Genomic DNA, 15704 nt, shown 5'->3' with positions numbered 1-15704 from the left:
AGACGATGGACTACCCACTGCTCAATGTGTTCTGGACCACGATGTGGATCTTTTTGTGGGTCCTGTGGCTGATGCTGCTCTTCCGGGTGATCGGGGACATGTTCCGCGATGACTCGCTGAACGGCTGGGCCAAGGCGGGCTGGTGCGTCTTCGTCATCGTCCTGCCCTTCCTCGGCGTCTTCGTGTACCTGATGGCACGGGGCAGCGGGATGGGCCGGCGCGAGATGAAGCGGGCCGAGCAGGCGGAGGAGGAACTCCGGGAGTTCGTGCGCGGGACCGCGGCGACCGGCCACGCCGATGAGCTCTCACGACTGGTGGAGCTGAAGAACCACGGTGACATCACGGCCGAGGAGTACGAACGCGCCAAGGCCAAGGTGCTCGCCGCCTGAGGAGACGGTGAAACGGCGAGGCGGTCAGGACGGGACGAAGGCGGCGGAGGTCCGGGACACCGCGGCCGACGGGGTGCCGCCCTCCTGTGAGCGGCCCGCGGCGACCGGTGCCGGCGCGGCCATGGGGCCGGCCGCGCGGATCGTTCGCGTACGGCGTCCGGCCATCGCACCTCCTCCGTCCCGTCGGCTGGGGTCTCCCGGCCCTCCGCACCCCACCGTGACGGGGGCCGGGAGCCGGGGCAACCGGGGCGGGGCCGTTCAGGACGCCGTCCGGGGCGCCCGTCAGGCCGAGGAGGGGGACAGTTCGCCGGAGCCGCGGGCGATCAGCCGGGTCGGCAGTACGACCCGGCGCGGTTCGCCGCCCCCGCCGTCGAGACGGCGGAAGAGCAGATCCGCGGCGGTGTGGCCGAGCCGGGCCGCGTCCTGGGCGACGACGGTGATGCCGGGGGAGAGGAGATCGGCGAGTTCGAAGTCGTCGAAGCCGACCAGAGCGACGGGCGCGGCGGGGGCGGGGCGCTCGGCGAGGACCCGCACCACCGTGACCGTCACCCGGTTGTTGCCCGCGAAGAGCGCGGTGACGGGCTCGGCGGCGTTCAGCATGGCGGCGGCCGCGCCGCGCACCCGCTCCGGGTCGGTGGGGCCCAGGGAGAGCCAGCCGTCGTGGACCGGCAGCCCGGCCGCGGCCATCGCGGCGTGGTAGCCGCGCAGCCGCTCGGCGGCGGTGTGGATGCCCGGCTGGTCGCCGAGGAAGCCGATCCGGCGGTGGCCATGGGCGATCAGATGGGCGACCGCGTCCCGCGCGCCGCCGAAGCTGTCGGAGAGCACCGCGTCGGCGTCGATGCGGCCCGCCGGGCGGTCGACGAAGACGGTGGCCACACCGGCCGCCAGCTCGGGGGCCAGATAGCGGTGGTCGTCACCCGCCGGGATGACGACGAGGCCGTCCACCCGGCGCGCGCACAGGGCGAGCACCAACTCCTGCTCGCGGACCGGGTCCTCGGCGCTGGAGCCGTTGATCAGCAGCGCGCCGTGGGCCCGGGCCACCTCTTCGACGGCGCGGCTGAGCGGGCCGTAGAACGGATCGGCGAGGTCCTCCAGGACGAGGCCGACGCTCGCGGTGCGCCCCTTGCGGAGGATGCGGGCGCTGTCGTTGCGGCGGAAGCCGAGCGCGGTGATCGCCTCCTGGACGCGGTGCTCGGTGTCGGGGGTGACCCCCGGTTCGCCGTTGACCACGCGCGAGACCGTCTTGAGGCCGACTCCGGCCCGGGCGGCGACGTCCTTCATCGTGGGCCGGGAGCCGTAGCGGCGGGGTGGGGTGCCGGCGGCGGTGTCCCGGGCGGTGTCGGTCACGGTGCTCGTCCCGTCGCTGGTCGTGGTGGCGGAAGGGGTGTCGAGCATAGCCTCTGGACAACGTTGTCAGCGGCAGGGAAGACTGTGGCCGCATACGGATGACACGCCGCCCACCAGGAGAGTCGACAGCCATGGCACGTGACCTCATCGCCGCGCTGGACATCGGCGGCACCAAGATCGCGGGCGCCCTGGTGGACGGCGGCGGCAAGCTGGTCGTACGGGCCCGGCGGGCGACCCCCGCGCAGGCCGACGGCCCGGCGGTGATGGCGGAGGTCTCCGCGGTGCTGGCCGAACTCGCGGCCACCGCGCACTGGTCCCGGGTGGCCGCCGTCGGCATCGGCAGCGCGGGCCCCGTGGACGCCTCGGTGGGCACCGTCAACCCGGTCAACATCCCCGGCTGGCGCGACTTCCCGCTGGTCGCCGGGGTCCGGGAGACCACCGGCGAGCTGCCGGTCACCCTCGTCGGCGACGGACCGGCGATGACCGCGGCCGAGCACTGGCAGGGCGCCGCGCGCGGGCGCGCGAGCGCGCTGTGCATGGTGGTGTCCACCGGCGTCGGCGGCGGGCTGGTGCTGAACGGGCGGCTCCACCCCGGCCCCACGGGCAACGCCGGGCACATCGGCCACATCAGCGTCGACCTCGACGGCGATCCGTGCCCCTGTGGCGGGCGCGGCTGCGTCGAGCGCATCGCCAGCGGGCCCAACATCGCGCGCCGCGCGCTGTCCGGCGGCTGGCGGCCGGGCCCGGACGGCGACACCAGCGCCGCGGCCGTGGCCGCCGCCGCGCACGCCGGTGACCCGGTCGCGCGCGCCTCCTTCGACCGCGCGGCCCAGGCCCTGGCCGCCGGGATCGCCGCGACCGCGGCGCTCGTCGAGATCGAGGTGGCGGTGATCGGCGGCGGCGTGGCGGGCGCCGGTGACGTGCTCTTCGCGCCCCTGCGGCGCGCGCTGCGCGACTACGCGACCCTGTCGTTCGTGACGGGGCTGGAGGTCGTACCGGCGCAGATGGGCACCGACGCGGGCCTGGTCGGCGCGGCCGCCGCGGCGGCCCAGGAACAGCGGCTGGAGGGGTTCGGCCCGCTGGGCACGCCTCGTTTCCCGAGTTGAGCCGCCCTGTCACCCCCTGCCCCTAAGCTGTTCGCTCACTGCTTGCGATGCGAGGGGACCGCGATGGTGGCACCGGGGGACATGGGCGGTGATCTGACGGGCAGACTGCTGGGCGGTCGCTACCGGGTGACGGGGCAGCTCGGCCGCGGTGGCATGGGCGTGGTCTGCGGAGCGGTGGACGAGGTACTGGGCCGGGAGGTCGCGGTCAAGGTGCTGCGCGCCTACACCGACGCGTCCGGCGCGGAGCTGGCCGATCTGCGCACCCGGATGCGGCGGGAGGCGCGCGCCGCGGCCCGGATCCGCCATCCGGGTGTGATCACCGTGCACGATGTGGCGGACGAGGACGGGCTGCCGGTCATCGTCATGGAGCTGATCGACGGCCCGTCACTGGACGACCTGATCGACGAGCGCGGCGTCGTCGAGCCCCTGGAGGCCGCGCGGATCGGCGCGAAGGTGGCCGACGCGCTCGCCGCGGGCCATGACGTCGGGGTGCTGCACCGCGATGTGAAGCCGGGCAATGTGCTGATCGACCGCGGGGGCCGGGTGGTGCTCACCGACTTCGGCATCGCGAGCATGGAGGCGCCCGACGACGGCGCGACCACCAAGCTGACCCGCAGCGGCGAGCTCATCGGCTCGCTGGACTACCTGGCACCGGAGCGCGCCCAGGGCCAGGATCCGGGCCCGGCCTCGGACGTGTGGGCGCTGGGCATGACGCTGTACGCGGCGGTGGAGGGTTCGTCGCCGTTCCGCCGCACCTCCGTGTGGTCGACACTGACCGCCATCGTCACCGAGCCGCTGCCGGAGCCCCGGTTGGCCGGTCCGCTGGCGCCCGTCCTGCGCGAGCTGATGGACAAGGACCCGGAAGGGCGCCCCACGGCGGCCGAGGCGCGGCAGCTGCTGGCGGCCGTCGCCGCCGGGGCCGCGCCGGAGCCCGGCCCGCCGCCGCTTCGGCCGTCCGCTCCGCGGGTCCCGCGGACCCCGACCGCGCCGGACGTCGCCGCCGCGCCGGGCGTCGCCACGCCGGGTGGCGCGCCGGGGCCGGGGCGCGGGCGGACGCGCGCGCTGGTGGCGGCGGCGGTGGCCGGTGTGGTGCTGGTCGGGGGCGGGGTGACGTACGCGCTGCTCGGCGGCGAGAGCGACCGTACGACGGCGGGCCGGTCGCCGGAGCCGACGGGACCCGGGTCGCCGAGGGCCGGGGGAGGGGGCCGCGAGGGGACGGGCGAGGCGGGCGCGAGCAGCCCGCGGGCGAGCGGAGTGGCGTCCCCATCGGCCTCGCGCGCGCCGGGCGGCGCGGAGGGCGGCTCGAAGGACGCGCCGGAAGGCGGCGCGCCGGACGGCAAGGGCGGCGGTGGCGCCGCCACCGGCAAGGCCTCCCCGCCCTCCGGTGCCGGCGCCGCCCCGGTGTGCAGTGACATCGGCGGCGGCAAGTACAACTGCGTGGTGTGGCGGGACGCCACGTCGTACACCCACGGCGGTGAACCGGTCGGCGCCCTGAAGCAGGGCATCAACTACTTCTACTGCCAGGAGAATCTGAACCGCCCGGAGCGGTACGGCAAGTGGACGAACGTCTGGTGGGCGAGGACGGACGACGACAACGGCAACAAGGGCGTCTACGTCAGCGATGTGTACGTCCGGGGCGGCGACAACGACCAGCCCCTCCCCGGGCTGCCGGTCTGCTGAGCCGGCGGCACGGGGGAGCGGGCCGGTCGCCGGGGCGGTTGCGTCAGCAGCTGAACGCCGCGTCCGCCCAGTCCCCGTGGTCGCTGGTGACGTCGTCCCCGCCGTCGGTGGTGACCAGCCGGACCGTCGTCGCGCCGTCGACGGCGGCGGTGACGGCCTTCGCCGGATCGGCGTTGGTCAGCGTCCCGGTCGACAGCACCCGGGTGCCGTCCGCCCACACCTCGAAGGCGACCGTTCCGGCGGTGCCCTCCTCGTCGTCCACGCCGACCTTCGCCGTGAACGCGGTGCAGTGGCCGCCGGTGTAGTACGTGACCTCACTGGGCGCGTGCACGCCCAGGCCCTTGGCGTGGGCGGTGCCGTCGAGGGTGATCGGATGCCCGTCGCCGGCCGCGTTCTCGCCGACGCTGGTGTCCTTCTCGACCGGCCCCCAGCCGTTGACCGCGCTCAGCCACGGCAGATCGCTCGCGTAGGTGGCGCCGGTGGGCGGAGCGACCACCACATGGACCGGGATCGGCAGTCCGGTGCTGACCTTGCCGCCGCGCGCCGAGCGGTAGTCGGCGCGGAGGGTCAGCTCGTACGCCCCGGGCTTGGCGTCCTTCGGAGCGGTGACCTGCCAGCGGGTGGCGAGCCTGCTGCCGGTGGGCAGGGTGGCGGCCTGGGTCGGCGAGGTGGTCCTCACGCGCCAGCCGTCGGGGCCGGTGAGCCGGACCCGGACCTGGTGGGCCGGGCTGCCGCCGAGGTTGCCGAGTGCCGTCTCGACCGGTGCGGTGGCTCCCGCCTCGGTGAACGGGGCGGCGTCGACGCGAAGTTCGGCGGCGGGCGGGTAGGACGCCCAGCGCTTGTCGGCGGAGACCCGGTAGAGCACCGTGCCATGGGCCGGGACGGTGGCCGCCACGGAGCCCGCGGTGTTGTGGTCCTGGTGCTGCCACAGGTCGCGCAGCCGGTATCCGTCCGCCTGCGGCAGGCCGAGGCGGGCCGCGGTGGTGGCGATGCGCTGCGGCTGGTCGGTCTCGTTGAAGAGGGCGACGGCGCGGCCGCCGTCCGCCAGCTCCTTGGAGATCACCCAGCGTCCGCCCTCGGAGGAGAGCACGGTGCCCTGCTTGCCCAGCGGGTCCTGGTCGACGGCGATGACGTCGCGGTTGCCGAGGATCTGATACGTCGTGGCGTCGGCCTTGCGCAGATCGGTGCCGATCAGCAGCGGCGCGGCCATGACCGACCACAGCGAGAAGTGGCTGCGGTACTCGGTGTCCGTCATGCCGCCATTGCCGACCTCGAGCATGTCGGGGTCGTTCCAGTGGCCGGGCCCGGCGTACGGGGCGAGCGGCAGGTTCTTCTTGGCGATCGACAGCATGCTGCCCCAGGTGTCACTGATGTCACCGGTGGTGCGCCAGAGTTGGCCGACATCCGCCGCCCATTCCCAGGGCTTGTTCTGCCCCCATTCGCAGATGCTGTAGACGATGGGGCGACCGGTGGTCTCGGAGGCGGCCTTCAGCGCGTCCCGCATGGCGCGGTAGCGCTGCTTGGCGTCTACTCCCTGGTTATTGCAGTTGTCGTACTTGAGGTAGTCGATTCCCCAGTCGGCGAACTGCTGGGCGTCCGATCTTTCATGGCCCAGCGCGCCGGGGAACCCGGCCGTGTTGCAGGTCTTGGTGCCCGCGCTGGTATAGATGCCGATCTTGAGGCCCTTGGAGTGGATGTAGTCGGCGACGGCCTTGATGCCGTTGGGGAAGCGCGCCGGGTCCGGGACGAGCTTGCCGTTCGCGTCGCGCTGCGGCAGCGCCCAGCAGTCGTCGAGGTTGACGTAGGTGTATCCGGCGTCCTTGAGGCCCTTGCTCACGAAGAGGTCGGCGATGCCCTTGACCATCGCCTCGTTGAACTCCGCGCGGCAGTGGGTGGAGTTCCAGTTGTTGAAGCCCATCGGCGGGGTGAGCGCGAGCCCGTCCCCGGCCGGGGCGGGCTCCGCTGCCGGGGCGGTCTGCGGGGCGGTCTGCTTCGAGGGGGCGGGGCGGGCCGCGGCCGGCTGGGCGGCGGCGGGGAGGGTGAGACCGGCCGTGCCGAGCAGCGCGGCCGCCAGTCCTCCGATGACTCGGTGTCTCGCGGTGCGTAAAGAGCGGTGGCGCATGGTGCGGTTCCTCCGTCTCAACGGGGTGACGCAGCGTCGCGGGACGCGTCACATGCGAGCGTTTACGGTAGGCCGTGTTGGAGTCTGTTGGAAGAGATGCGATAACAGTTGTTCGATATCTCGTCAAAACCCTTGACTGTGCCGCCACTCGCCCGATGTGATCCAGCCACCCGCGTTCGGTTGTGTTTGATTTGATCCTCTGTGGAGGGCCCATGGCACAGTCATCGTCAGGACATCGGATCTCCCGCCGTACCTTGCTCCGGGGTACCGCGGTCGGAGCCGGGGCGGTCACCCTCCCGGCGCTCCTCACCGGCTGCGGCGGTCCGGGCAATGAGGTGAAGATGGGCTCCAACGCCTCGGACGCCGTGCCCCGCAAGGCGTTCGCCGAGGTGTTCGCGGCGTACGAGAAGAAGTCGGACAAGAAGGTCAAGGTCAACACCGTCAACCACGAGGCCTTCCAGGAGGGCATCAACCGCTACCTCAAGGGCACCCCGGACGACGTCTTCATGTGGTTCGCGGGCTATCGCATGCAGTTCTTCGCCGAGCAGGGACAGCTCGCCGAGATCGGCGACCTCTGGAAGGGCTTCAGCGGCTTCTCGGACGCGCTGAAGAAGCAGTCCACCGGCAAGGACGGCAAGCAGTACTTCGTGCCGTATTACTACTACCCGTGGGCGGTCTTCTACCGGAAGAGCGTCTTCGAGCAGCACGGCTACGAGATCCCCAAGACCTTCGACGCGTTCCGGGCGCTCGCCAAGCGCATGGACAAGGACGGCCTCGACGCCATCGCCTTCGGCGACAAGGACGGCTGGCCCGCCATGGGAACCTTCGACTATCTCAATATGCGCGCCAACGGCTACGACTTCCATGTCTCGCTGATGGGCGGCAAGGAGTCCTGGACCGATCCCCGGGTCAAGCACGTCTTCGACCTGTGGCGCGGTCTCATGCCGTACCACCAGCAGGGCGCCAACGGGCGCACCTGGCAGGAGGCCGCGCAGAGCCTGGCGCAGAAGAAGTCCGGCATGGCGGTCTTCGGACTGCCCCACCCCGGGCAGCAGTTCTCCGCCGCCGACCGCGATGACCTGGACTTCTTCCCGTTCCCCGAAATCGACTCCGCCTACGGCCAGGACGCGGTCGAGGCGCCGATCGACGGCTTCCTGCTGGCGAAGAAGTCCAAGCGGCAGAAGGAGGGCAAGGAACTGCTGAAGTACCTCGCCACCCCGGCCGCCGAGGAGATCTACCTGAAGCGGGACCCCAACAACATCGCGTGCAACGACAAGGCGGCCACCTCCTCCTACAACGCGCTGCAGAAGAAGGCCGTCGCGCTCGTCTCCGGCGCCAAGCAGATATCGCAGTTCATGGACCGCGACACCCGCCCCGACTTCGCGTCGCAGGTGATGATCCGGGCCATCCAGCAATTCATCAACAAGCCGGACGACATCGACACCCTGACCAAGGACATCGAGTCCCAGAAGAAGACCATATTCGCCGACAGCTAGGAGAATCGCGCCGTGCCGCTCACCACCGCGCGGCGTGCCAAACGGCGGGGACCGCGGAGGTTCACCTCCCGCGACCTCGCCGTCATCGGCGTGCTGCTGGGCATACCCGTCCTGCTCGACCTGGCCCTGGTCTGGGGCCCGACCCTCGCCTCCATCGGTCTGTCCTTCACCAGCTGGGACGGGATCGGCGACCTCCACTGGGTCGGCTTCGACAACTACCGGAACCTGTTCACCGACTATCCGCCGTTCTGGCCCGCCGTACGCAACAATCTGCTGTGGGTGGCCTTCCTCGGCCTCGTCGCCACGCCCTTCGGGCTGCTGCTGGCCGTCCTTCTCGACAAGGGCGTCCGGTTCAGCCGCTTCTACCAGTCGACCCTCTATATGCCGGTGGTGCTTTCGCTCGCCATCGTCGGCTTCATCGCCCAGCTGATCTTCTCCCGCGACCAGGGCGCGCTGAACGCGATTCTCGGCGACAAGAGTCATCCGGTGGACTGGATCGGCGATCCGGACCTCAATATCTGGATGGTGCTGCTCGCGGCCGCCTGGCGGCACACCGGGTATGTGATGATCCTCTATCTGGCGGGGCTCAAATCCGTCGATCCCTCGCTCAAGGAGGCCGCCGCGATCGACGGCGCGAGCGAGACCCAGAGCTTCTTCCGGGTCGTCCTGCCCACACTGCGGCCGGTCAATGTGATCGTCGGCGTCATCACCGTCATCGAGGCGCTGCGCGCGTTCGACATCGTCTACGCCATCAACCACGGCCGCAACGGGCTGGAACTGCTCTCCGTGCTGGTCACCGACAACATCATCGGTGAGGCCAGCCGGATCGGATTCGGCTCCGCCATCGCCGTCGTCCTGCTCACCGTGTCCCTGGGATTCATCGTGACCTACCTGGTCCAGGAGCTGCGAGGGGAGAAGAAGGGATGACCACCGACATCCGCCCGGCCCCCGCACCGGTCGTCCACCCGGTGGCCGGACCGGGGCGGCCCCGGGTCCGCCCCGGGCGGCTCGGGCTGCACGCCTTCCTGATGACCGTCTCGCTGGCGTTTCTCGCCCCGCTGCTGCTCGCCGTCTACGCCTCGCTGCGGCCGTACGAGGAGACCGCCGAATACGGCTATTTCTCGCTGCCGCGCCATCTGTCGTTCGACTACTACCGGCAGGCGTTCGTCGACTCCGGAATGAGCAAGTATTTCCTCAACTCGATCCTCATCGCGGTCCCCGGAGTGCTGCTGACGCTGTTCCTCGCGTCCTTCGTGGCCTTCTCCGTCACCCGGCTGAAAATGCGGGGCGGGCTCGTTCTGCTGATGGTGTTCACGGCGGGGAACCTGCTGCCGCAGCAGGTCATCGTCACCCCGCTGTACGTCTTGTTCACCAAGATAGATCTGCCTTACTGGATGTCGGACTCGATGACGATGTACGACTCCTACTGGGCCGTGATCGCCGTCCAGGTCGCGTTCCAGGTCGGCTTCTGCGTCTTCGTTCTCGCGAATTTCATGCGCACCCTGCCCATCGAGATCATCGAGGCGGCGGTGGTGGACGGCGCGGGGGTGTGGACGCGGTACTGGCGCATCACGCTGCCGCTGTGCCGGCCGGCCCTGGCCGCGCTCGCCACGCTGCAATTCACCTGGATGTACAACGACTTCCTGTGGGCGCTCGTCTTCATCTCCGACGGCGACAAGCTTCCTGTCACCTCCGCGCTCAACAATCTGCGCGGGCAGTTCTTCACCGACTACAACCTGCTGGCGGCGGGCTCGGTGCTGGTCGCGCTGCCCACCGTGCTCGTCTTCCTGCTGCTGCAGCGGCACTTCATCGCCGGGCTCACGCTCGGCGCCAGCAAGGGCTGATGGCCGAGGGGCCACCGTGGCGTAAGGGGCCACGGTGGTCTGTGTGACGTGTGGGGTTCTGTGGCACCAGGACCCCGCGGCGCCCCACGTCGGGGAACCGGGAGGGCCCGATCCGTCACTCAGTCGTATTCGGGCGTTTCCGTGGCAGGGTGATGCGGGCAACTGTCAGGAGGCGATGGATTAGGGGGAAATGTGATCGTCTGGCTGAACGGTGCGTTCGGCGCGGGGAAGACCACCGCGGCCCGTGAGTTGGTGGACTTCATGCCCGGCAGCACGTTCTACGACCCGGAACTGGTCGGAAACGGTCTGCGCATGATGCTGCCGCGCAAGCGTCTGGAACAGGTCTCCGACTATCAGGACCTGCCGTCGTGGCGGCGGCTGGTCGTGGACACGGGAGCGGCGTTGATCGCGGAGGTCGGCGGCCCGCTCGTGGTCCCGATGACGGTCCTCAGACAGGAGTACCGGGATGAGATCTTCGGCGGCTTCGCCGCCCGGCGGATCCCCGTGCGGCATGTTCTGCTGCACACCGATGAAACGATCCTTCGCCGGCGCATAGCCGAGCGCGAGGAGATACCCGGCGACGCGGACGCCAGCGAGTCCGTGCGCCGCTGGTGCCTGGACCACCTCGCGCCCTACCGGGCGGCCCTCGACTGGCTGACCACCGACGCCCATGTGGTCGACACCACCGGGCTCACCCCGCGCCAGACCGCCGAGCACATCGCCGACGCCGTCCGCGAGGGCGCCGGGAGCTGCGACATCGTGCAGACGCCCGAACCGACGGCGGAGACCCTGGCGGCCGGGGTCCTGCTCTTCGACGAGGCCGACCGGGTGCTGCTCGTCGACCCCACGTACAAGCCCGGCTGGGAGTTCCCCGGCGGCGTCGTCGAGCGCGGCGAGCCGCCGATGTGCGCCGGGCGCCGCGAGGTGGCCGAGGAGCTGGGCCTACGGCTCGACGAGCCGCTGCGGCTGCTGGTCGCCGACTGGGAACGCCCCCAGCCGCCCGGCTACGGGGGCCTGCGGCTGCTGTTCGACGGCGGCCGGATCACCACCGGGGAGGCCCAGGAGGTGCTGCTGCCCGGCGCCGAACTGCGCGGCTGGCGCTTCGTCACCGAGGCCGAGGCCGCCGGCCTGCTGCCCCCGGTCCGGCTCAGCCGCCTCCGCTGGGCACTGCGCGCCCGCGAACAGGGCCGCACGCTGTACCTGGAGGCCGGGGTCCCGGTGGGCTGACCGCCCGCCCCGCCCGTACCGTACGCCGTCGCGGCGGCGCGTCGCCCCCGACGGGGCGGCCCCCGGTCCGGTCCGGGGGGCCGCCCGGCCGGGGGCGCGGGCCGGACCCGGGAGCCGGTCAGATCTTCTTGCCGGTCGCGTACCCCGTCAGGAACAGCGCCTCGGTGAGGGCGAGCCTTTCCAGCTCCTCCGGCGACACGCTCTCGTTGACCGCGTGGATCTGCGCCTCCGGCTCGCTCAGGCCGATCAGCAGGATCTCCGCCTCCGGGTACAGCGAGGCGAGCGTGTTGCACAGCGGGATCGAGCCGCCCTGACCCGCGGTCGCCATCTCCTGGCCGTCGTACGCCACCCGCATGGCCGCGCGCATCGCCTCGTACGCCGGGCTCCCGGTGTCCGCGCGGAACGGCTGGCCCTGGCCGATCTGCTCCACCGCGACCCGCGCGCCCCACGGTGCCGCCGCCTCCAGATGGGCGGCCAGCAGCCGGTTCGCCTCGGCCACGTCCACGCCCGGCGGCACCCGCAGGCTGACCAGCGCCCGCGCGCTCGCCTGGACGGAGCCGGTGGCGCCGACGACCGGCGGGCAGTCGATGCCCAGCACCGTGACCGCGGGGCGGGCCCAGATGCGGTCGGCGACCGTGCCCGAGCCGATCAGCTCGACCCCGTCCAGCACCCCGGCGTCCTTGCGGAAGTCCTCCTCCGGGTACCGCAGGCCCTCCCAGGCCGTGCCCGGGTCGAGGCCGTCGATCGTCGTGGAGCCGTCCTCCGCGCGCAGCGAGTCCAGCATCCGGATCAGTGCGGCGAGCGCGTCCGGGGCGGCGCCGCCGAACTGGCCGGAGTGCAGGTTCCCTTCGAGGGTGTCCACCGAGACGCGCAGCTGCGTCATCCCGCGCAGCGTGGCGGTGACGGTCGGCAGCCCCACCCGGAAGTTGCCCGCGTCGCCGATCACGATCGCGTCGGCGGCCAGCAGCTCCGGATGCGCCTCGGCGTACCGCTCCAGGCCGCCCGTGCCCTGCTCCTCCGAACCCTCCACGATCACCTTGACGTTGACCGGGGCGCCGCCGTGCTCCTTCAGTGCGCGCAGCGCCGTGAGATGCATGATCACGCCGCCCTTGCAGTCCGCCGCGCCGCGCCCGTACCAGCGGCCGTCCCGCTCGGTCAGCTCGAACGGCGGGCTGAGCCAGGCGTCCTCGTCCAGCGGCGGCTGCACGTCGTAGTGCGCGTAGAGCAGCACCGTCGGCGCGTCGGCCGGGCCGGGCAGGAAACCGTAGACGGACTGGGTGCCGTCGGGGGTGTCCAGCAGCGCCACGTCCTGGAAGCCCTCGGCGCGCAGCGCGGTCGCGACCCACTGCGCGGCGGCCTCGCACCCGCTGCGCGGGAACTGCGCCGGGTCCGCCACCGAGGGGAAGGCCACCAGCTCGGCCAGCTCGGCCAGGGCGCGGGGCTGCAGGGCGGCGACGGTGGCGGCGAGGTCCTGTTCCATGGGGGAACGCTCCTGGGATACGCGGCGTTGAGGGGTGGGACGCGGCTTGCGCGGTGGCCCGATCATCCCACAGCAGGTCCGGCCGACAGCGAGCCGTAGGATGCCCGGTAGGCGCATGCAGGACGGGCGATTGGGAGCGGAAGCACACGTGAGCAGCGACAACGCAACCCCGGACAAAGAGACGGTATGGGATGTCGTCGTGGTCGGCGGGGGGCCCGCGGGTGCCTCAGCGGCCCACGCCGCGGCGTGCGCCGGCCGCCGGGTGCTGCTGCTGGAGAAGGCCGAACTGCCGCGCTACAAGACGTGCGGCGGTGGCATCATCGGCCCGTCGCGCGAGGCGCTGCCGCCCGGTTTCGAACTGCCGCTGCGTGAGCGCGTCCACGCCGTGACCTTCTCCATGAACGGCAAGCTGTCCCGGACCCGCCGCTCCAAGCACATGCTGTTCGGGCTCATCAACCGGCCGGAGTTCGACGCCGGTCTGGTCGAGGCGGCCAAGGACGCGGGCGCCGAGGTGCGCACCGGCGTGGCCGTCAGCCGCGTCGAGCAGCACGGCCCGTCCGTACCGGACCGCCGCACCGTGGCCGTCGTCCTCGCGGACGGCGAAACGGTGCTGGCGCGGGCCGTGGTCGGCGCGGACGGCAGCGCGAGCCGGATAGGCGCGCACGTCGGGGTGAAGCTGGACCAGGTCGACCTCGGCCTGGAGGCGGAGATCCCGGTTCCGGAGACGGTCGCGGAGGACTGGGCGGGCCGGGTGCTCATCGACTGGGGCCCGATGCCCGGCAGTTACGGCTGGGTCTTCCCCAAGGGCGACACACTGACCGTCGGCGTCATCTCGGCGCGCGGCGAGGGCCCGGGCACCAAGCGCTACCTCGAGGACTTCATCGCCCGGCTCGGCCTCGCCGGATTCGAGCCGAGCATCTCCTCCGGCCATCTGACCCGCTGCCGCGCGGACGACTCGCCGCTCTCCCGCGGCCGGGTGCTGGTGTGCGGGGACGCGGCCGGGCTGCTCGAGCCGTGGACGCGGGAGGGCATTTCCTTCGCGCTGCGCTCGGGCCGTCTCGCGGGGGAGTGGGCGGTGCGGATCGCCGAGGCGCACGACGCGGTGGACGCCCGGCGGCAGGCCCTCAACTACGCCTTCGCGATCAAGGCCGGTCTCGGTGTGGAGATGGGCGTCGGCCGCCGGATGTACGCGGTGTTCGCCCGCCGCCCGGGGATGTTCCACGCCGCGCTCACCGGATTCCGCCCGGCGTGGCGCGCGTTCACGAAGATCACGCGCGGTACGACGACGCTGGCCGACCTCATCCGCACCCATCCGGCGGCCCGGCGGGCCCTGGCGGCGATGGACCGGAGCCAGCAGGCGCCCAGCGCCCAGGGCACCCAGGTGCCGTAGGGGGGGCTTGTCGATCGGGCCGGATCAGCGAGCGGCGTCTGGTGCAGGGGGCACCTCCCAGCGGTAGCTGGGGGAAGCTCGCAACCCGCGTGAGGAGAGCGCAGCGGCGCCGCGTGCGACGAGCGCGGGGCCGCGAGGTGCCGCCCGCCGCGGCAGCGGCTGATGTCACAGCGGCGTCGGGAGCCCGGCAGGATCGGCGAGACACCCCCTGGCGCGTTCCCCGTGTCCGGGAGCGCTCAGGCGTCCGTGGTGGTGATGCGGAAGACCGGGTGCAGGGTGGCGATCCGGGCGAGTTCGGCGTCGGGGGAGGTGGCGGTCACGCCGTCGAAGAAGGCGCCGACCTCCCACCCCCACCGCCCCAGATAGGCCCGCAGCACCGCCGCCTTCTCCTCGCCCTCGGGGAGTTCGGCGGCGGTGAACGGCCGCGTTCCGCGCCCCTTGCGCAGCTGTCCGCCCCCGGCCGCCCGCAGGTTGCGCACCCACTGGGCGTTGCCGCGCGCCGAGACGAGATAGCGCCCGCCGTCCAGGCGCAGCGGGTTGACCGGGACGCGCCGCGGCGCCCCGCTGGTCCGGCCGGGCACGGACAGCTCCGCCGCGCCGAAGAGGCTGAGGCCGTGGCGGGCGAGCCAGGCCACGGCGCGGTGGGCGGGCATCTCGAAGCGGCGGGGTGCGATGTAGTGCTGTGTCATGACGTCCTCCGTCTGCCGTGAGCCAGGATGAGAGCAGTGCTCTCGCTCAAGAGCAGTGTGCACCGTGCCGTACGTCCCGGCAAGAGCATTGCTCTCGTTTTGGGGCGCCGCTCCGTAAGGTGGCAGACTGGACCGCATGACCGCGATCCGAGGGGCCAGGGAACGGGCCCGCGCCGATGTGACCGCCGCCATCAAGGAGGAGGCGCGCCGCCAGCTGGCCGACCAGGGCGCGGCCAAGCTGTCGCTCCGGGCCGTCGCCCGCGAGCTGGGCATGGTCTCCTCCGCCCTCTACCGCTACTACCCGAGCCGCGACGAGCTGCTGACCGCGCTCATCGTGGACGCGTACGACGCGATCGGCGCCGCCGCCGAGACCGCGTTCGACGCGACGCGCGGCGACGGCGAGCCCGTTGCGCGCTGGACCGCGGTCTGGCGGGCGGCCCGGGCCTGGGCGCTCGCCCACCCGCATGAGTACGCGCTGATCTACGGCTCCCCGGTGCCGGGCTACTCGGCGCCCCAGGACACCGTCGCGCCCGCCGCCCGCGTCGCCCTCGCCCTCATCGGCGTCGCGCGCGACGCACACGCCGCGGGCGCCCTGCGCGTACCGGAGGAGACGGAGCTGCCGGAGGGGGTGCGGGCGGATATGACGACGCTGGCCGACGCCCTCGGCACCCCCGGTGCCGAGCTGCCCGCCGCGGCGCTCGCGGCGCTCGTCGCGGCGGTGGCGCAGATGTTCGGGATGATCAGCTTCGAGCTGTTCGGCCAGTTCCAGGGGGTGGTGGAGGCGCGCGAGGAGTTCTTCACGCACACCGCCGCCACCCTGGGACGGCAAGCGGGGCTGGGCTAGGGGGTGTCGTGTGGATCATGCCGGGCTCCCGACGCCGCTGTGACATCAGCCGCTGCCGCGGCGGGCGGCACCTCGCGGCCCCGCGCTCGT

Annotated in this window: 14 protein-coding genes; 9 read left to right on the top strand and 5 right to left on the bottom strand. The window is 72.2% G+C overall.

The genetic code is table 11. The features are described from left to right. Positions 1 to 5: 5 nt before the first annotated feature. Complete coding sequence (locus ABZ562_RS10930; protein WP_361476489.1) at positions 6 to 389, top strand: SHOCT domain-containing protein; 384 nt, start codon at positions 6 to 8, stop codon at positions 387 to 389. Positions 390 to 413: 24 nt separating this feature from the next. On the opposite strand, the gene ABZ562_RS10925 is transcribed toward ABZ562_RS10930, so the two are convergent. Then, positions 414 to 554, bottom strand: a complete 141-nt coding sequence (locus ABZ562_RS10925; protein ID WP_361476487.1) for a hypothetical protein — start codon at positions 552 to 554, stop codon at positions 414 to 416. 117 nt (positions 555 to 671) lie between these two features. Next, entirely contained in the window at positions 672 to 1736 is a 1065-nt protein-coding gene (locus tag ABZ562_RS10920) for a LacI family DNA-binding transcriptional regulator (protein ID WP_361476865.1), read from the bottom strand. Positions 1737 to 1867: 131 nt separating this feature from the next. Between ABZ562_RS10920 and ABZ562_RS10915 the strand changes: the two genes are divergently transcribed. Both ABZ562_RS10915 and ABZ562_RS10910 read left to right on the top strand, forming a co-directional pair. Then, positions 1868 to 2842 carry an ROK family protein gene (locus ABZ562_RS10915; RefSeq protein ID WP_361476485.1) on the top strand — a complete coding sequence of 325 codons (975 nt, stop codon included), beginning with the start codon at positions 1868 to 1870 and terminating at the stop codon, positions 2840 to 2842. 63 nt (positions 2843 to 2905) lie between these two features. Next, positions 2906 to 4522, top strand: a complete 1617-nt coding sequence (locus tag ABZ562_RS10910) for a serine/threonine-protein kinase (protein WP_361476483.1) — start codon at positions 2906 to 2908, stop codon at positions 4520 to 4522. Between the two features lie 43 nt (positions 4523 to 4565). On the opposite strand, the gene ABZ562_RS10905 is transcribed toward ABZ562_RS10910, so the two are convergent. Then, complete coding sequence (locus ABZ562_RS10905; RefSeq protein WP_361476481.1) at positions 4566 to 6644, bottom strand: NPCBM/NEW2 domain-containing protein; 2079 nt, start codon at positions 6642 to 6644, stop codon at positions 4566 to 4568. Between the two features lie 212 nt (positions 6645 to 6856). Here ABZ562_RS10905 and ABZ562_RS10900 point away from each other — a divergent pair, with 212 nt between their 5' ends. The 4 genes from ABZ562_RS10900 to ABZ562_RS10885 all read left to right on the top strand — a co-directional run bounded on the left by ABZ562_RS10900 (position 6857) and on the right by ABZ562_RS10885 (position 11211). After that, positions 6857 to 8140 carry an ABC transporter substrate-binding protein gene (locus tag ABZ562_RS10900; protein WP_361476479.1) on the top strand — a complete coding sequence of 428 codons (1284 nt, stop codon included), beginning with the start codon at positions 6857 to 6859 and terminating at the stop codon, positions 8138 to 8140. 12 nt (positions 8141 to 8152) lie between these two features. Beyond that, positions 8153 to 9067, top strand: coding sequence for a sugar ABC transporter permease (locus ABZ562_RS10895; RefSeq protein ID WP_361476477.1), 915 nt, complete (start codon positions 8153 to 8155; stop codon positions 9065 to 9067). Further along, positions 9064 to 9984, top strand: a complete 921-nt coding sequence (locus ABZ562_RS10890) for a carbohydrate ABC transporter permease (protein WP_361476475.1) — start codon at positions 9064 to 9066, stop codon at positions 9982 to 9984. Before ABZ562_RS10895 ends, ABZ562_RS10890 begins: the two co-directional genes overlap by 4 nt. A gap of 192 nt (positions 9985 to 10176) precedes the next feature. Next, on the top strand, positions 10177 to 11211 hold the full coding sequence (locus tag ABZ562_RS10885; RefSeq protein WP_361476473.1) for an NUDIX domain-containing protein: 1035 nt from the start codon (positions 10177 to 10179) through the stop codon (positions 11209 to 11211). Between the two features lie 118 nt (positions 11212 to 11329). Here the strand turns inward: ABZ562_RS10885 and ABZ562_RS10880 are convergent, their stop codons facing one another. Further along, positions 11330 to 12691, bottom strand: a complete 1362-nt coding sequence (locus ABZ562_RS10880) for a dipeptidase (protein WP_361476471.1) — start codon at positions 12689 to 12691, stop codon at positions 11330 to 11332. A gap of 148 nt (positions 12692 to 12839) precedes the next feature. Between ABZ562_RS10880 and ABZ562_RS10875 the strand changes: the two genes are divergently transcribed. Further along, entirely contained in the window at positions 12840 to 14081 is a 1242-nt protein-coding gene (locus tag ABZ562_RS10875) for a geranylgeranyl reductase family protein (RefSeq protein WP_361476469.1), read from the top strand. Positions 14082 to 14317: 236 nt separating this feature from the next. On the opposite strand, the gene ABZ562_RS10870 is transcribed toward ABZ562_RS10875, so the two are convergent. Next, positions 14318 to 14770: a nitroreductase family deazaflavin-dependent oxidoreductase gene (locus ABZ562_RS10870; protein WP_361476467.1), complete on the bottom strand. Its 453-nt coding sequence runs from the start codon at positions 14768 to 14770 to the stop codon at positions 14318 to 14320. A 136-nt stretch (positions 14771 to 14906) separates the two neighbouring features. Between ABZ562_RS10870 and ABZ562_RS10865 the strand changes: the two genes are divergently transcribed. After that, positions 14907 to 15614 (top strand): TetR/AcrR family transcriptional regulator, encoded by a 708-nt coding sequence (locus ABZ562_RS10865; RefSeq protein WP_361476465.1) that lies wholly within the window; start codon positions 14907 to 14909, stop codon positions 15612 to 15614. Positions 15615 to 15704 lie beyond the last annotated feature (90 nt).

This window comes from Streptomyces sp. NPDC019937, assembly GCF_040631655.1.
Classification (GTDB): Bacteria; Actinomycetota; Actinomycetes; order Streptomycetales; family Streptomycetaceae; genus Streptomyces.
Note: the sequence above shows the minus strand (reverse complement) of the source record. Positions and strands in the feature narration are given on the sequence as shown.